Origin of the sequence: Pseudomonas sp. P135, from assembly GCF_020312125.1 — a bacterium.
GTDB lineage: Bacteria > Pseudomonadota > Gammaproteobacteria > Pseudomonadales > Pseudomonadaceae > Aquipseudomonas > Aquipseudomonas fragariae.
On sequence record NZ_JAGPYR010000021.1, the window covers coordinates 21,251 to 37,410 of the forward strand.

Consider the following 16,160-nt stretch of genomic DNA (forward strand, 5'->3'; position numbering starts at 1 on the left):
CGACCCGAAAAAGGCCAAATGACGCCGTTTGCCCCTTTATTTGCGACGGTGAAACCAAAAACGACACTTTTGTTGCAGTTTTTCGTCATCGGTTGCAGTTGCCCCGAAAACCGCTGATCAGACGCGTTCCCAGACTTCGAAGTTGTAGGCAGGCTTGCCATCGACGGCGGCGTTTTCGGTGTTGGATACCAGCGCCCACTGCGCGGTATCGAACTCCGGAAACCACGCGTCGCCATCAGGGCTCAGCGCCACGCGAGTCAGGTACAGGCGATCGGCCTGAGGGAGGCCTTGGGCGTAAAGCTGCGCGCCGCCGATCAGCATCACCTCGTCGACACCCTGTTCCTGCGCCCACTGCTCGGCACGCACAACGGCGGCGTCCAGCGAAGCGAAGACTTCCGCGCCTTCAAGCTGCAGGTCAGTCTGGCGGCTGACCACCAGGTTGAGGCGGCCGGGCAGCGGGCGGCCCAACGAATCCCAGGTCTTGCGGCCCATGATGATCGGCTTGCCGAGCGTCGTGGCCTTGAAGTATTTGAAATCCCCCGGCAAATGCCAGGGCATGGAATTGTCGACGCCAATCACTCGGTTTTCACCGAGGGCGGCAATCAGGCTGAGGGGGAGATGAGTTTTCATGCCGCGAGGATATCAGAGGTCGCAGGGCAGGCGAATGAACTGACATGCGCCGTGCTCAGTCCCATGACTGCGGTTATGCTCACCGCTGAATTCAATCAAGAGACACTGTGTGACTGCACTGACCCCCCTCGATACCCTTTGGCTGACCGAAGCCGTGCGCCTGCGTGAACAGCAGGCTGGCGTGCTGGATGATCTGGAAGCCAATCGCCGTGCCCGCGCTGCCGGAGGCGACCTGACTGCGCGCATTACCCACCGTGCCCTCGGCCTGGCGCAGCGCGACGGCATGCTTGGCGCGCTGCATCACTGGAAGCAGGGCGCACGGCTGGCGTTGATTGCGCTGGCAGTGCTCGCGGTCATCAGTGGCGCGGGCCTGGCGTTCGCCGCAATGGGCGACGGGCAGGCACCGGTCAATGTGTTCTGGGCGCTGGGCAGTCTGCTTGGGCTGAACCTTGTGCTGTTGCTGACCTGGGCGCTGGGCCTGATCTTCGCCGGGCGCAGTAATACCGGGCTGGGCCGGGTGTGGCTGTGGCTGAGTGAAAAGCTCGCCCGTGACGCCCAGGCCGCACAACTCGCCCCCGCGCTGGTTTTGCTGCTGCAACGCCAGCGCCTGAATCGCTGGGCGCTCGGGCTGGTGGTTCACAGCCTGTGGCTGCTGGCGTTACTCACTGCGCTGCTGTTGCTGTTGATGCTGATGGCGACCCGGCGTTACGGGTTTGTCTGGGAAACCACCATTCTGAGCAGCGACACGTTTGTCAGCCTTACCCAGACGCTCAGTACCGTCCCGGCATGGCTGGGGTTCAGCGTGCCGGACGAAACCATGATTCGTGCCAGCGGCAATGGCGCGTTGAGTATCGAGAATGCGCGTCAGGCCTGGGCGGCGTGGCTGGTGAGTGTGTTGCTGGTGTACGGCATCGTGCCGCGTCTGTTGCTGGCCGGTTTCTGCCTGTGGCGCTGGAAGCAGGGCAGGGCGGCGCTGCGCCTTGATCTGGATTTGCCCGAATACCTTGAATTGCGTGAGCGCCTGATGCCCAGCAGCGAGCGCCTGGGTGTCAACGATGCCGAACCTGCTGCGCTGCATCAGGTGCAGTCCGGCCTGGGGGCTGTTGAAAGCAATGGCGCCTTGTTAGTGGCCATCGAGCTGGATGATCAGCAGGTCTGGCCGCCAGCGCTGCCGTCGGGTGTGGCCGATGCAGGCATTCTCGACAGCCGTGAGTCGCGCCACAAACTGCTGGAGCAACTGACCCAGTATCCGCCTGCGCGCATAGTGATCGCCTGCGACCCGCGCCGTTCGCCGGACCGTGGCAGTCTGGCGTTGATCGCCGAACTGGCACGCTGCGCCGGTGCAGCGCGCATCTGGCTGCTGCCCGCGCCTGCCGGGCAGAGGCTTGACCCTGAGCGCCTCGGCGACTGGCACGTCGCGCTGGATCAATTGCAGTTGCCGCACGCCGACACTGTGCCCTTGAACTGGCTGGAGACAGGCCATGACTGAAGCAGACGGCACTCGTGCGATCAAGCTGGCGGTGGTCGGTCATACCAATGTCGGCAAGACCTCGCTGCTGCGTACGTTGACCGGTGATGTCAGCTTCGGCGAAGTGTCCCATCGTCCCAGTACGACTCGCCATGTCGAGGGCGCGCGCCTTTCTGTGGACGGTCAGGCCGTGGTCGAGCTGTACGACACGCCGGGTCTGGAAGACGCCATTGCGCTGCTCGATTATCTGGAGCGCCTGGACCGCCCCGGCGAGCGTCTGGACGGGCCGGCACGACTGGCGCGTTTTCTGGAGGGCAGCGAGGCACGCCAGCGTTTTGAGCAAGAGGCCAAGGTCATGCGCCAGTTGCTCGACTCGGACGCAGGTCTGTATGTGATCGATGCACGTGAGCCGGTGCTGGCCAAATACCGTGACGAGCTGGCGGTATTGGCGAGCTGTGGCAAGCCGCTGCTACCGGTGCTGAATTTCGTCAGTGCGCAGCAGCACCGCGAGCCGGAATGGCGCGAAGCGCTTTCCCGCTTGGGCCTGCATGCGCTGGTACGTTTCGACAGCGTAGCGCCCCCGGAAGATGGCGGTCGTCGTCTGTATGAAAGCCTGGCGCTGTTGCTGGAAAGCGCGCGGCCGCGGCTTGAACGGCTGATTGATGATCAGGAAAAACAGCGCTCGGCCAAACGCCACAGCGCTGCTCGCCTGATCGCCGAGCTGCTGATTGATTGCGCAGCGTGCCGACGCAGTGTCGAAACCACCGCCGACCAGGAGCAGCAGGCCGTGGAAGCGCTGCGCAAGGCGGTTCGGCAGCGCGAACAGCAGTGCGTCGAGGCGCTGCTCAAGCTGTATGCGTTTCGCAAGGATGATGTGTCCAGCAGCGATTTGCCGTTGATGGACGGCCGTTGGGGCGATGACCTGTTCAACCCGGAAACCCTGAAGTTGATGGGCGTGCGCGTTGGCGGCGGCGTGGCGGCTGGCGCGGCGGCCGGGGCAGGGGTCGACCTGATGGTCGGCGGCGTGACGCTGGGTGCGGCGGCGCTGGTCGGAGCGATTGCCGGTGGTGCGTTATCCACCGCGCGCAGCTACGGCGGCCGGTTGCTCGGCAAGCTCAAGGGGCGCAGAGAACTGACCGTCGATGATGCGGTGCTGCGCCTGCTTGCCCTGCGTCAGCGTCACTTGCTGCTGGCGCTGGGTGTCAGGGGCCACGCTGCCTTGCACAGCATCGAACTGACCACACCGCAGGACAAGACCTGGCGCAAAGGCAAAATCCCCGAACCCCTCTCCCGAGCCCGCGCCCACCCGCAGTGGTCGACGCTCAACCCACATCCCAAACCGAATCAGGCTGAGCGGCAGGAAGCGATTGTTGAGCTGGCGGATGTGGTTTTGCAGGATTGAACTGTTCCGGCGCTGAAGAGCGGACGCAGAGCGTCCAGAGCGGCATGCGACGCGGAGCGTCGCACGATAGTTGAGGTCATCGTTCCTCACGCTCCAGCGTGGGAATGCCTGTCGTGACGCTCTGCGCGTCACAGATCCAAGCCGCGCCACCTGCTCAAGGGAGGACGCGGAGCGTCCAGAACGGCATACCCACGCGGAGCATGGGCACGATAGTTGTAGATCCTATCGTTCCGCACGCTCCAGCGTGGGAATGCCTTGCGTGACGCTCCGCGTCACAGATCTGTGCCTTGCCGCAAAGTGATGGCTGGACGGATTCAGACTGCCCGACAGGCAGTGAAAACGCGCCTCTTTTTTTTATTGATTGATCGTTCAATAAAAAATCTTTAGACTGGCCCCGTCATTTCGATACAACGATCACTGCAGACACCCGGGAGAATCGCGCCAATGCCCAAGGTCGGAATGCAACCCATCCGCCGCCAACAGTTGATCCAGGCCACGCTGACTGCGGTCGATCAGGTCGGTATGGGTGACGCCAGCATTGCCTTGATTGCGCGGCTGGCAGGCGTATCAAACGGCATCATCAGTCACTATTTTCAGGACAAGAACGGCCTGATCGCTGCCACGATGCGGCACCTGATGAACGCCTTGATCCAGAACGTCCGCGAACGCCGTCAGGCGCTGACCGAAGACAGCCCCAGGGCTCACCTGCAAGTGATCATCGAAGGCAACTTCGACGCCAGTCAGGTCAGCGGCCCGGCCATGAAAACCTGGCTGGCCTTCTGGGCGACCAGCATGCATCACCCTTCGCTGCACCGATTGCAGCGTATCAACGACCACCGTTTGTATTCGAACCTGTGCTGTCAGTTCCGCCGCACCTTGCCACTGGAACAGGCACGCAGCGCCGCCCGCGGGCTGGCAGCCCTGATAGACGGGTTGTGGCTGAGAGGCGCGCTGTCAGGCGATGCATTCGACACCGAGCAAGCGCAACGGATCGCTTACGAGTACATGGATTTTCAATTGGCGAAATCGGCGAGCTGAAGCTTTCGAAGCTCCTCACCGAGCGACTGTATAAGCCTGTTGCCGAACCAACCCGGCACACTGAAAGCAGTCATCGCCCCCCACTGAATTTGCGAGGACTTTATGGCCCGTTTTGAACTGCAGAAACTTTACATCGATGGCGGTTATGTCGATGCCAGCAACCCTGAAACCTTCGACGCCATCAACCCGGCGAACGGCGAAGTCCTGGCGCAGATCCAGCGCGCCGGGAAGGACGATGTCGAGCGCGCCGTCGTCGCGGCCGAAAAGGGTCAGAAAATCTGGGCCGCCATGACTGCGGTCGAGCGCTCGCGCATCCTGCGCCGTGCCGTCGACATCCTGCGCGAGCGCAACGATGAACTGGCCGCCCTGGAAACCCTGGATACCGGCAAGGCCATCTCCGAAACCCGCTACGTGGATATCGTGACCGGCGCCGACGTGCTGGAATACTACGCAGGTCTGGTGCCGGCCATCGAAGGCGAGCAGATCCCGCTGCGCGATTCCTCCTTCGTGTACACCCGCCGCGAGCCGCTGGGTGTGGTAGCCGGTATCGGCGCCTGGAACTACCCGATCCAGATCGCACTGTGGAAATCCGCCCCGGCTCTGGCGGCCGGCAATGCGATGATCTTCAAGCCGAGTGAAGTCACTTCGCTGACCACCCTGAAGCTGGCAGAAATCTACACCGAAGCGGGTGTACCGAACGGCGTATTCAACGTGCTGACCGGCAGCGGCCGTGAAGTCGGCACCTGGATCACCGAGCACCCGCGCATCGAGAAAGTCTCCTTCACCGGCGGCACCGACACCGGCAAGAAAGTCATGGCCAGCGCCTCGAGCTCGTCGCTCAAGGAAGTGACCATGGAACTGGGCGGCAAGTCACCGCTGATCGTGTTTGACGATGCCGATCTGGATCGCGCCGCTGACATCGCGATGATGGCCAACTTCTACAGCTCCGGCCAGGTCTGCACCAACGGCACCCGCGTGTTCGTGCCGAATGCCCTGAAAGCCGAGTTCGAAGCGAAGATCCTCGAGCGTGTGAAGCGCATCCGCGCCGGTAACCCGGAAGACGAAAACATCAATTTCGGCCCGCTGGTCAGCTTCGAGCACATGGAAAGCGTGCTGGGCTATATCGCCAAGGGCAAAGAGCAGGGCGCACGTCTGTTGTGCGGCGGCGATCGCCTGACCGGCGGTGTGTTCGACAAAGGCGCGTTCGTTGCGCCGACCGTGTTCACCGACTGCACCGACGAGATGACCATCGTGCGTGAAGAAATCTTCGGCCCGGTGATGAGCATCCTCGGTTACGACACCGAAGATGAAGTGGTGCGCCGCGCCAACGACACCGACTTCGGTCTGGCCGCAGGCATCGTGACCCGTGACCTGAACCGCGCCCACCGTGTGATTCATCTGCTGGAAGCCGGTATCTGCTGGATCAACGCCTGGGGCGAGTCGGCGGCACAAATGCCGGTCGGCGGTTACAAGCAGTCGGGCGTCGGCCGTGAGAACGGCATCAGCTCGCTGGCCCAGTACACGCGCATCAAGTCGGTACAGATCGAACTGGGCGATTACGCCTCGGTTTTCTAAGCACGGTTTCAGTGGCACGCGGCAGGCCTCAAGCAGACGCACTCAAAAGCTGCCTGCCGCACCCCATTTTCACGAGTATCGCCTGGCGGCTTCTGCTTGCGGCCAAGGCTTGAAACTCGCAGCTCTATGAGGGAGCCTCTATGACGACTCAATCCGAATACGACTACATCATCATTGGTGCCGGCTCGGCCGGTAACACCCTGGCAGCCCGTCTCACCGAAGACGCAGGCGTCACCGTTCTGCTGCTCGAAGCCGGTGGCCCGGACTACCGTCTGGATTTCCGTACCCAGATGCCTGCCGCCCTGGCATTCCCGCTGCAGGGCCGTCGCTACAACTGGGCCTACGAGACCGAGCCAGAGCCGCACATGAACAACCGCCGGATGGAATGCGGTCGCGGTAAAGGCCTGGGCGGCTCATCGCTGATCAATGGCATGTGCTATATCCGCGGCAACGCGATGGACTACGACGGCTGGGCCAAGGAGCCAGGTCTCGAAGACTGGAGCTACCTCGACTGCCTGCCGTACTTCCGCAAGGCCGAAACCCGCGACATCGGTCCGAATGATTACCACGGTGGTGAAGGTCCGGTCAGCGTGACCACGCCCAAGGCGGGCAACAATCCGCTGTTCCACGCGATGGTCGAGGCGGGCGTGCAAGCCGGTTTCCCGCGCACTGACGACCTCAACGGTTATCAGCAGGAAGGTTTCGGTCCGATGGACCGCACCGTGACGCCTAACGGTCGTCGCGCCAGTACCGCCCGTGGTTATCTGGACGAGGCCAAGAAGCGCTCGACCCTGACCATCGTCACTCACGCGCTGACCGATCGCATTCTGTTCGAAGGCAAGCGTGCCGTCGGCGTGGCCTACCTGGTGGGCGACAGCGACACGCGCATCCAGGCCCGTGCCCGCAAGGAAGTGCTGCTGTGTGGCGGCGCGATCGCTTCGCCACAGATTCTCCAGCGTTCCGGCGTCGGCCCGGCCGAAGTGCTGAACAAGCTGGATATCCCGGTGGTTCATGACCTGCCGGGCGTTGGCCAGAACCTTCAGGATCACCTGGAGATGTACCTGCAGTACGCCTGCACCCAGCCGGTGTCGCTGTATCCTTCGCTGAAGTGGTGGAACCAGCCGGCCATCGGTGCCGAGTGGATGTTCCTCGGTACAGGTATCGGCGCGAGCAACCAGTTTGAAGCCGGTGGTTTTATTCGCTCCAGCGAAGCGTTCGAATGGCCGAACATTCAGTACCACTTCCTGCCGGTGGCGATTAACTACAACGGCACCAAGGGCGTTCAGGAGCACGGTTTCCAGGCTCACGTCGGCTCCATGCGTTCGCCGAGCCGTGGTCGTGTGCAGGTCAAATCCAAAGACCCGCGCGAGTACCCGAGCATCCTGTTCAACTACATGGCCAGCGAGCAGGACTGGCAGGAGTTCCGTGACGGCATCCGCCTGACTCGCGAGATCATGCAGCAACCGGCGCTGGACCCGTACCGTGGCCGCGAAATCAGCCCTGGCATCGACGTGCAGTCCGACGAGGCGCTGGACCAGTTCGTGCGTGAGCATGCCGAAACGGCTTATCACCCGTCCTGCTCGTGCAAGATGGGCACCGACGAGATGGCGGTTGTCGATGGTCAGGGTCGCGTGCATGGCCTGCAAAGCCTGCGCGTGGTCGATGCCTCGATCATGCCGATCATCACCACCGGTAACCTGAATGCACCGACGATCATGATCGCCGAGAAAATCGCCGACAAGATCCGTGGTCGTCAGCCTCTGCCACGCAGCACGGCCGACTACTTCGTCGCAGGCGACAAGCCGGCACGTGGCAAGCCGCTGCGCGAGATCAGCCACCAGGCCTGATCCGACGACCAGGCGTCCTCCCGGGACGCCTTGCGTTGTGCATGCTCCAGCGTGGAATGCATGTCCACACTGGAGCATTGGCACGATAGTTACGAGATTCTCGTTCCTCACGCTCCCGCGTGGGGACGAGAACCCGCTCGATTCAGACCCTCCTCCCGACAGACGCGAATTGCCACTACCCCTCCGCTCTGCCACAATCGCGAATGATTCTCTTTAGTTAGAACTTTCTCATCGAGGCCATTCGTGTCGTCAGTCCCAAGCACTCATAGCGAGATCGTTGGTGCGCTGTATCGCGATCATCGCGGCTGGCTGCTGGCCTGGCTCAGACGCAATGTCGCCTGCCCGCAACGTGCTCAGGATTTGAGTCAGGACACGTTCGTGCGCTTGCTGGGGCGCCATGAATTGCTTGCGCCCAGAGAACCGCGTGCTTTCCTGGCAACCGTCGCCAAAGGGTTGATGTTCGATCACTTCCGACGCGCTGCGCTGGAGCAGGCTTACCTCGGGGAATTGATGCAGGTGCCCGAGGCCGAGCAGCCCTCTCCGGAAGAGCAGCTGCTGATTGTGGAAGACCTCAAGGCCATCGACCGCATGCTCGGCACACTGTCCAGCAAAGCGCGTGCAGCTTTTCTGTACAGTCGCCTCGACGGCATGAGTCACGCCGAGATTGCCGAGCAGCTGGGCGTTTCGGTCTCGCGCGTCAGGCAGTACCTGGCTCAGGCCATGCGTCAGTGCTACGTGGCGCTCTACGGTGAGCCGACGTGAACACCAGACCGGTCTCTGCCCGTGTGCTCAATGCGGCCATCGAGTGGCAACTGAACATGGACAGCAACGGCGGCAATGACGCCGAGCTGGCGCGCTGGCTGGCCGCCGACGAAGAGCATGCCCGGGCCTGGAGCCAGTTGGGCATGGTCAATCAGCGCTTTGCTTTGCCCGCAGGTCCGGCCTGCAAGGCCTTGCAACAGTCACCGGGTGCCCTGCGACACAGGTTGCGCAAGCTCGGTGGCGGTCTGGCCGGAGTGTTCATGGCCTTGGGCTTGGCATTGTTCGTCGGCGATCGCTATCTGCCGATCGATTACTGGCTTGCCGACCAGCGCACCGCCACCGGTGAACAGCGCGACGTGCGTCTGGCGGACAACACCCTGATTCGCCTGAACACCCACAGCGCAATCGATGTGCGCTTCGATGCGCAGCAACGTCGGGTCATTCTGCAGGACGGTGAAATACTGGTGCAGACCGGCGATCATGACGACCCGCGGCCCTTCATCGTCGAGACGGCGGATGGAAAGATGCGCGCCCTGGGGACGCGTTTTCTGGTCCGGCGCGAGTCCGATGGAACCCTGCTCAGCGTGTTGCAATCGGCGGTTGTCGCCCACCCGCGTAATGCTTCCGGTGAACAGGTTCTGCGCGAGGGCCAACAGGTGCTATTGACCCGCAACGGACTTGGCCCGTTGCTTGGCATGCCTTCCGGCGTCGACGCCTGGACGCGCGGCATGCTGGTGGTGGACAACGCGCGGTTGGCAGACATGCTCGCTGAACTGGGGCGTTACCGGACAGGACATCTGGGCGTCGACCCGAAGGTGGCCGATCTGCGCGTCACCGGCACCTTCCCGTTGCAAGACACCGACCTGGCACTCAAGGCGCTGTTGCCGACCTTGCCTGTGCAGATCGAGCAACACACTGCGTGGTGGGTGTCGGTGCTGCCCAGGGATCAACAGCCCGGCACCCCTCCGGCAAAACTCTGAAACATACCCTTTCATGCGGACAACGGATCGCCCTGACACTTTTTCGGTTTCGAGCGGCTTAGTCTTACAAGTCATTTCGGGGACGCGCCCAGCGCTGCGTCTCTTCGTCTGTGGATAAACCATGAAAAGCCAAACCGTGCGCCGCTGGTCCATCGTGCATACCTGGAGCAGCCTGATTTGCACCCTGTTCCTGTTGATGCTGGCTGTCACCGGCCTGCCGCTGATCTTTCATCATGAAATCGATCATCTGCTTGGCGACGCTCCGCATTACAAAGAGATGCCTGCCGATACGCCACGCCTGGACCTGGAGCAACTGGCCAGGGCTGCCGAAGCGCATCGCCCCGGCGAGGTGATGCAGTATTTTGGCTGGGACGATGAAGACCCCAATGGCGTCATGGCAATCACCGCTGCAACCGCCGGCACCGAGCCCAACTCCTCGCACACCTTCGCCCTCGATGCGCGCACCGGTGAGGCACTGGAGATGCCTTCTGCCAACGGCGGCTTCATGATGGTCATGCTGCGCCTGCACGTAGACATGTACGCCAATCTGCCCGGCAAACTGTTGCTGGCGTTCATGGGCTTGCTGTTCGTGGTGGCGATCGTTTCCGGGACCGTGCTGTATGCGCCGTTCATGCGCAAGCTGGAGTTCGGTCAGGTGCGGGTCAATAAATCCAGGCGTACGCGCTGGCTGGACCTGCACAACCTGATTGGCGTAGTGACATTGACCTGGGCGCTGGTGGTCGGCGTGACCGGGGTGATCAGCGCCTGCGCCGATCTGCTGATTGCCTCCTGGCGCAACGATGCGCTGGCCACCATGATCGCCCCTTACAAGGACGCGCCGCCATTGACCCAGCGCGCCCCGGCGACTCGATTGCTGGAAATTGCCGAATCCGCTGCGCCCGGCATGCAGGCCGATTTCATCGCCTTCCCCGGCACGCGCTTCTCCAGCGAGCATCATTACGCGGTGTTCCTCAAAGGCAATACACACTTGACTGCGCACCTCGCCACACCGGTGCTGATCGACGCCCAGACCCTGCACGTCACCGCCGTGGTCGAACGTCCCTGGTACATGGACGCACTGGGGATGTCGCAACCGCTGCATTTCGGTGATTACGGCGGCATGCCGATGAAGATTCTCTGGGCGGTGCTGGACGTGCTGACCATCATCGTACTCGGCAGCGGCGTTTATCTGTGGTGGGTGAGGCGTCGTGCCGCGCGCTCGGTGAGTGCTGTTCAGGCTCAGGTGGCGCAATGAGTTCGAAGCCATCGCGATTCTGGAAGACCTTTGCGATACCCGCCGTCATAGCGCTGCTTATCGGCGGTGGGCTGTTCGCTGCGCTATTGGGTGACGGCTGGTGGGATACGCTGGCGTGGCTGGGCATGGGGACGGCGGCCCTGTTGAGTATCAAGGGCTTGCTGGTACGGCGCGGTTGATTGAAGCGCTGATTGCATGCACAGCACAGGCTGACTAGTCTAGGATCCTGTCTCATTCGAGGAATACCCATGTCAGCGCCCACGATGACGTTGTACTTCAACGCCGCTTCGCCCTTCGCCCGCAAGGTGATGGTGATGCTGCATGAAACCGCTCAGCTCGATCGCGTCGAGTTGCAGACCACAGTACTGACACCGGTCAGCCCGTCTGCCGAGCTCAATGAAGACAACCCGGCCGGCAAACTTCCCGCGTTAAGGCTGGCCGACGGCAACGTCATTCATGACAGCCGGGTGATTCTTGATTACCTCGACCATCAGCACGTGGGCCTGCCACTGATCCCACGGGAAGGTTCGGCACGCTGGAGGCGCATGACCCTGGCCTCGCTGGCCGATGCGGTGCTGGATGCAGCGGTGCTGATCCGCTATGAAACCGCCTTGCGTCCGCAGGAAAAACACTGGGATCAGTGGCTGGACAACCAGCAGCAGAAGATTGAACGCTCGCTGCATTACTTCGAAAGCGATGCGGTCACCGAGCTCAGCACGTCGTTCGATGTCGCATCGATCAGCGTCGCCGCGGCGCTCGGCTATCTGGATTTCCGCCAGCCGGATCTGAACTGGCGCAGCACTTATCCGCGACTGGCCGCCTGGTACCTGGACGTCAGTCAACGCCCGTCGATGATCGCGACCCAGCCGCCGGTCTGAGTCAATCTGCGCCGCGCTGCACAGTCAAGCCAGGACGCAGAGCGTCCAGAAATGCATACCCACGCGGAGCATGGGTACGATGGTGTTCTCGCGGGCGGCTATCGTTCCTCATGCTCCAGCGTGGGAATGCCGTGGGGGACGCTCTGCGTCACAGATCTGCGCCGCGCCGCACGTTCGGGATAGGACGCGGAGCGTCCAGAAATGCATACCCACGCGGGGCATGGGTACCATGGTGTTCTCGCGGGCGGCTATCGTTCCTCACGCTCCAGCGTGGGAGTGCCGTGGGTGACGCTCTGCGTCACAGATCTGCGCCGCGCCGCACATTCGGGATAGGACGCAGAGCGTCCAGAAATGCATACCCACGCGGAGCATGGGTACGATGGTGTTCTCGCGGGCGGCTATCGTTCCTCAAGCTCCAGCGTGGGAATGCCGTGGGTGACGCTCTGCGTCACAGATCTGCGCCGCGCTGCACAGTCAAGCCAGGACGCAGAGCGTCCAGAAATGCATACCCACGCGGAGCATGGGTACGATGGTGTTCTTACGGTCACCTATCGTTCCTCACGCTCCAGCGTGGGAATGCCGTGGGTGACGCTCTGCGTCACAGATCTGCGCCGTGCTGCACAGTCAAGCCAGGACGCGGAGCGTCCAGAAATGCGTACCCACGCGGAGCATGGGTACGATGGTGTTCTCGCGGGCGGCTATCGTTCCTCACGCTCCAGCNTCACAGATCTGCGCCGCGCTGCACAGTCAAGCCAGGACGCGGAGCGTCCAGAAATGCATACCCACGCGGAGCATGGGCACGATGGTGTTCTCGCGGGCGGCTATCGTTCCTCACGCTCCAGCGTGGGAGTGCCGTGGGTGACGCTCTGCGTCACAGATCTGCGCCGCGCCGCACAGTCAGCCAGGACGCGGAGCGTCCAGAAATGCATACCCACGCGGAGCATGGGTACGATGGTGTTCTCGCGGGCGGTATCGTTCCTCACGCTCCAGCGTGGGAATGCCGTGGGTGATGCTCTGCGTCACAGGTCTGCGCCGCACGGCACGGTAGCTGAAGGCTGTGAACAACCTCAGCAATCAGGCTCGTCAGCGGTATAACGACGGGCCGGATTGACTGCGGCGTCGAACTCACGCAATGCCTTGGCGCCGATCAACAGTGGGAAGTTGAAGTGGCTGCGGTCCACCAGGTTGACCTCGACCGTACGCTTCTTGTCGCCCAGGCACAGTTCCAGGTCAACGACGGGGCGCTTGGCAGGGTTGATGCTTTCGTCGTCATCGTCGTCACCTTCTGCACGCCCCTTGATCTTGCTGATCCGCGACACCTTGTGCTCATACACCTTGTTGTCTGCACCCTTGGTTGCCAGGCGGAAACGTACCCAGTCATCACCATCGCGCTTGAACAACTCGATGTCCTTAGCCGACAGCGAGGCGGTCAGTGCGCCGGTGTCCATCTTGGCCTTGAAGGTCTGGCCTATTTCCGCAACCTTGATGTTCTCGTAGCGACCATACAACGTCGGTTCAGCGGCCATGACCGGCAGGGCCAGCAAAGACAATAGCGCCAGGATCGGTTTCACGTGGGAGGTTCCTCGCAATAGTCAGCGCCCGATTGGCGCCCGGTTTTAGACAGCGAACCTGCAGTAGGTTCGTCAGGATAAATGTGGCGTCAGCATAAAGGCCGACACGTGAAACATTTGTAAGTACCTGTGTAATTGGCGTAAAACGCGAGGATCTTTATTATTGCCGCCCCTGAACCTTCAAGAGTCCGTCATGCGCCGTCTGTTCACCGGCTGTTTTGTTGCCCTGCTGTTACTGATCAATACGCTGCTGCTTATCGGTCCGCTATTGATTTTTGCGTTGCTCAAGCTGTTGTTCAGAGGCCGGATGCGCGATCGCTGTTCAGCGGCGGTGATGTGGATCGCCGAAACCTGGGCCGAGATCGACAAGGTCATCTTCGCCACCTGCATACCGACGCAGTGGGACATTCGTGGCGATGAGGGGCTGCGTGGTGACACCTCCTATCTGGTCATCAGCAATCATCAGTCGTGGGTGGATATTCCCGCGCTGGTCCAGGCACTCAACCGGCGCACGCCGTTCTTCAAGTTCTTCCTGAAAAAGGAACTGATCTGGGTACCGCTGCTGGGCCTCGCATGGTGGGGGCTGGACTACCCGTTCATGAAGCGTTACAGCAAGGCGTTCCTGGCGAAGCATCCGCAGCTCAAGGGCAAGGACCTGGAAATCACCAAGGCTGCCTGCGAGCTGTTCAAGCGCCAGCCGGTGACCATCGTCAACTACCTGGAAGGCACGCGCTTCACTGCAGCCAAACATGCCGCCCAGGGCTCTCCCTACACCCATCTGCTCAAACCCAAGGCCGGCGGCGTAGCCTTCGTGCTGGCGGCAATGGGCGAGCAACTCGATGCCATTCTGGACGTCACGGTCGTCTATCCCGATTCAGGCATTCCCGGTTTCTGGGACATGCTCTGCGGTCGGGTCTCCAAAGTGATCGTCGATATCAAGACCCGTGAACTGGACCCGGCGCTGTGGCAGGGCGATTACGAAAACGACCCTGTATTTCGCGAGAAAGTGCAGGGCTGGGTCAATCAGCTCTGGGACGAAAAGGACGCGCGTATTGCGGCGTTGCGGCTGGAGTTGCCCGGGCACTGACAGTTCTGACAGGTAGACGAGGCGAAACGGGCGGATGAGACTGGCCTTTAATGTTGCCGGAATCCGCTCTCATGTCATCGCCCGATGTTTCGCTGATCGGCTTATACCGTTACGACGGACTGGACCGACTGGCAAGCATAGTGCCAGCGGGGCAGGAGGTCGTCAGGCGTTTCTATCGAAACAACCGCCTGACCACAGCAATACAGGGCACTTCCCGCCAGTCTGTCGTTCAGACAGAGGATCTTTTACTGGCATTGCGCCGTGTGGAATCTGATCAGCTCCAGTTCGATCTGCTTGCGACAGATCAAGCCAGCTCGGTGCTGCACAGCCTTGATGCCATGCGCAATCAGGCGTTTGTCTACAGCCCTTATGGCAGGCGATCCCTGCAAACAGCTGCACCGGACGTACCAGGCTTTACAGGGCAGACGATTGATCCGATCACTGGACATTACTTGCTGGGCAATGGACTTCGCGCGTTCAACCCGACGCTGATGCGCTTTAACAGCCCGGATACGCTGAGCCCGTTTGGTGAGGGCGGGATAAATGGTTATGCCTACTGTGGAGGAGACCCTGTCAATAACGTCGATCCGACGGGGCAAGTATTTCAGATGGTTTTGGCAGTGTTCATTCCGCGTGCGCTAAAGTCGGTAAAACTGATCAGCGAGCAATTTGGCGATGTGATTGAAACAACCCGCAAAGGCTTAATCCCTGCTGCTAGCTCACCGATGCCTCTGCAAGGCAGTAGAAAATGGCTTGATGACGCGCTTGAACCATTCAATGACAGCCAGTCTTCCTTCATCAAAAACCTCCGTCAAGTGAATCGCAATTTTGCCAGTCACGGAGACTCAGGGTTGAGTTTTGAGCAGGCCGAGTATTACGCGCGACTGGCGTCGCAAGTGTACTCCGGGAAAAAAAACGACTCGACAGCGTTTGGGGCGGCTGCTTTCAAATGGGCTCGGCAATTACCTGAAGGCCGCAGCACCGCCATGGTGGGTGCGGCCTTCAATTCAGCAGGTGCGATGATCTCGGGCGCTATGCAAAAAAAGCAGTACAAGAGCGGAGATATATTGAGGAAGGCTACGCGTATAAGGTCCGGCTCAGCTCCCGGTACCCCATAACCCACTCAGACTCTGCAACGCCGAACCACTGGCACCTTGCTGTCCCAGGTATTGCAGAATCAGCGGGGCAAACTGGCTGACCATCGTGCTGTCCATGCCCAACGCCTTGAAGGCATTGTTCACATCACCCATGCTCTGCACGTTGCCCAGTGCGCTGTTGAGCATCGAACTATTGCCTGACTTGCCGCCCAGCAGACTGCCCAGCCCGTTGGCGCCGCCCAGACTGTCCAGCGCGGACGTGCCGGACATTTGCTCCAGGCCCGGGACCGACTTGGCCAACTGCGAGTAATCGGTGCTGGTCAGTTTGTTCTTCGCCAGCCCGAGCAATGCGCCCGTCCCGCCAACCGCCTGTTCCGGGGTGACATTGAGCTGCGTACCCAGGGTATTGAGCAGCCCCGCGACTTCGGGTGCCGCCGTGGCTTTCTGATTGCCGTTGGTGGCATTGGAGACCGCGTTCGCGGCGTCATTCAGATTGAAGGCAAATGCCGGGCTTGCCGCCACAGCCATCAACGTTGCCAAAGCCATTGCGCGTGCAGTTTTCATTGCGTC

The 16,160-nt window shown here is 61.3% G+C and carries 15 protein-coding genes; 12 read left to right on the forward strand and 3 right to left on the reverse strand.

Translation table 11 applies throughout. From position 1 onward, the window contains the following. Positions 1 to 117: 117 nt before the first annotated feature. Complete coding sequence (locus tag KBY08_RS23095; RefSeq protein WP_003402228.1) at positions 118 to 630, reverse strand: dihydrofolate reductase; 513 nt, start codon at positions 628 to 630, stop codon at positions 118 to 120. A gap of 109 nt (positions 631 to 739) precedes the next feature. Here KBY08_RS23095 and KBY08_RS23100 point away from each other — a divergent pair, with 109 nt between their 5' ends. The 10 genes from KBY08_RS23100 (at position 740) to KBY08_RS23145 (ending at position 11,835) form a co-directional block, all read left to right on the forward strand. Then, positions 740 to 2,119, forward strand: a complete 1,380-nt coding sequence (locus KBY08_RS23100; protein WP_225651269.1) for a DUF2868 domain-containing protein — start codon at positions 740 to 742, stop codon at positions 2,117 to 2,119. Further along, the gene (locus tag KBY08_RS23105) at positions 2,112 to 3,500 is read left to right on the forward strand and encodes a GTPase/DUF3482 domain-containing protein (RefSeq protein ID WP_225651270.1); all 1,389 of its coding nucleotides are present in this window, start codon (positions 2,112 to 2,114) and stop codon (positions 3,498 to 3,500) included. The genes KBY08_RS23100 and KBY08_RS23105 overlap by 8 nt, the downstream gene beginning before the upstream one ends. 444 nt (positions 3,501 to 3,944) lie before the next feature. Beyond that, on the forward strand, positions 3,945 to 4,538 hold the full coding sequence (gene betI, locus KBY08_RS23110; protein WP_002555619.1) for a transcriptional regulator BetI: 594 nt from the start codon (positions 3,945 to 3,947) through the stop codon (positions 4,536 to 4,538). Positions 4,539 to 4,640: 102 nt separating this feature from the next. After that, positions 4,641 to 6,113, forward strand: a complete 1,473-nt coding sequence (betB, locus tag KBY08_RS23115; RefSeq protein ID WP_003393629.1) for a betaine-aldehyde dehydrogenase — start codon at positions 4,641 to 4,643, stop codon at positions 6,111 to 6,113. A gap of 140 nt (positions 6,114 to 6,253) precedes the next feature. Continuing rightward, positions 6,254 to 7,960: a choline dehydrogenase gene (betA, locus tag KBY08_RS23120; RefSeq protein WP_003402225.1), complete on the forward strand. Its 1,707-nt coding sequence runs from the start codon at positions 6,254 to 6,256 to the stop codon at positions 7,958 to 7,960. 243 nt (positions 7,961 to 8,203) lie between these two features. After that, positions 8,204 to 8,722, forward strand: a complete 519-nt coding sequence (locus tag KBY08_RS23125; protein WP_011269200.1) for an RNA polymerase sigma factor — start codon at positions 8,204 to 8,206, stop codon at positions 8,720 to 8,722. Beyond that, positions 8,719 to 9,702 carry a FecR domain-containing protein gene (locus KBY08_RS23130; RefSeq protein WP_060405806.1) on the forward strand — a complete coding sequence of 328 codons (984 nt, stop codon included), beginning with the start codon at positions 8,719 to 8,721 and terminating at the stop codon, positions 9,700 to 9,702. Before KBY08_RS23125 ends, KBY08_RS23130 begins: the two co-directional genes overlap by 4 nt. A gap of 121 nt (positions 9,703 to 9,823) precedes the next feature. Beyond that, a complete protein-coding gene (locus tag KBY08_RS23135) occupies positions 9,824 to 10,957 on the forward strand; it encodes a PepSY-associated TM helix domain-containing protein (RefSeq protein ID WP_011269198.1) in 1,134 nt (377 codons plus the stop codon). Beyond that, entirely contained in the window at positions 10,954 to 11,136 is a 183-nt protein-coding gene (locus tag KBY08_RS23140; protein WP_003402221.1) for a hypothetical protein, read from the forward strand. Before KBY08_RS23135 ends, KBY08_RS23140 begins: the two co-directional genes overlap by 4 nt. Positions 11,137 to 11,205: 69 nt before the next feature. Beyond that, on the forward strand, positions 11,206 to 11,835 hold the full coding sequence (locus KBY08_RS23145; RefSeq protein WP_011269197.1) for a glutathione S-transferase family protein: 630 nt from the start codon (positions 11,206 to 11,208) through the stop codon (positions 11,833 to 11,835). A gap of 1,067 nt (positions 11,836 to 12,902) precedes the next feature. On the opposite strand, the gene KBY08_RS23150 is transcribed toward KBY08_RS23145, so the two are convergent. Then, on the reverse strand, positions 12,903 to 13,406 hold the full coding sequence (locus KBY08_RS23150) for an ATP-dependent zinc protease (protein ID WP_003402218.1): 504 nt from the start codon (positions 13,404 to 13,406) through the stop codon (positions 12,903 to 12,905). Positions 13,407 to 13,599: 193 nt separating this feature from the next. Between KBY08_RS23150 and KBY08_RS23155 the strand changes: the two genes are divergently transcribed. Next, entirely contained in the window at positions 13,600 to 14,493 is an 894-nt protein-coding gene (locus tag KBY08_RS23155; protein ID WP_024641133.1) for an acyltransferase, read from the forward strand. Positions 14,494 to 14,564: 71 nt separating this feature from the next. After that, positions 14,565 to 15,611, forward strand: coding sequence for an RHS repeat-associated core domain-containing protein (locus KBY08_RS23160; RefSeq protein WP_225651271.1), 1,047 nt, complete (start codon positions 14,565 to 14,567; stop codon positions 15,609 to 15,611). Here the strand turns inward: KBY08_RS23160 and KBY08_RS23165 are convergent. After that, positions 15,591 to 16,154, reverse strand: coding sequence for a DUF2780 domain-containing protein (locus KBY08_RS23165; protein WP_003402209.1), 564 nt, complete (start codon positions 16,152 to 16,154; stop codon positions 15,591 to 15,593). The two genes, KBY08_RS23160 and KBY08_RS23165, sit on opposite strands and share 21 nt — an antisense overlap. Between the last annotated feature and the right edge of the window lie 6 nt (positions 16,155 to 16,160).

What these genes read in the sequence shown, in the direction of transcription:
- KBY08_RS23160 (WP_225651271.1), top strand. Translation starts at nt 14,565, where the DNA reads ATGTCATCGCCCGATGTTTCGCTGATCGGCTTATACCGTTACGACGGA.
- KBY08_RS23145 (WP_011269197.1), top strand. Translation starts at nt 11,206, where the DNA reads ATGTCAGCGCCCACGATGACGTTGTACTTCAACGCCGCTTCGCCCTTC.
- KBY08_RS23155 (WP_024641133.1), top strand. Translation starts at nt 13,600, where the DNA reads ATGCGCCGTCTGTTCACCGGCTGTTTTGTTGCCCTGCTGTTACTGATC.
- betB (WP_003393629.1), top strand. Translation starts at nt 4,641, where the DNA reads ATGGCCCGTTTTGAACTGCAGAAACTTTACATCGATGGCGGTTATGTC.
- KBY08_RS23135 (WP_011269198.1), top strand. Translation starts at nt 9,824, where the DNA reads ATGAAAAGCCAAACCGTGCGCCGCTGGTCCATCGTGCATACCTGGAGC.
- betI (WP_002555619.1), top strand. Translation starts at nt 3,945, where the DNA reads ATGCCCAAGGTCGGAATGCAACCCATCCGCCGCCAACAGTTGATCCAG.
- KBY08_RS23095 (WP_003402228.1), bottom strand. Translation starts at nt 630, where the DNA reads ATGAAAACTCATCTCCCCCTCAGCCTGATTGCCGCCCTCGGTGAAAAC.
- KBY08_RS23105 (WP_225651270.1), top strand. Translation starts at nt 2,112, where the DNA reads ATGACTGAAGCAGACGGCACTCGTGCGATCAAGCTGGCGGTGGTCGGT.
- KBY08_RS23140 (WP_003402221.1), top strand. Translation starts at nt 10,954, where the DNA reads ATGAGTTCGAAGCCATCGCGATTCTGGAAGACCTTTGCGATACCCGCC.
- betA (WP_003402225.1), top strand. Translation starts at nt 6,254, where the DNA reads ATGACGACTCAATCCGAATACGACTACATCATCATTGGTGCCGGCTCG.
- KBY08_RS23165 (WP_003402209.1), bottom strand. Translation starts at nt 16,154, where the DNA reads ATGAAAACTGCACGCGCAATGGCTTTGGCAACGTTGATGGCTGTGGCG.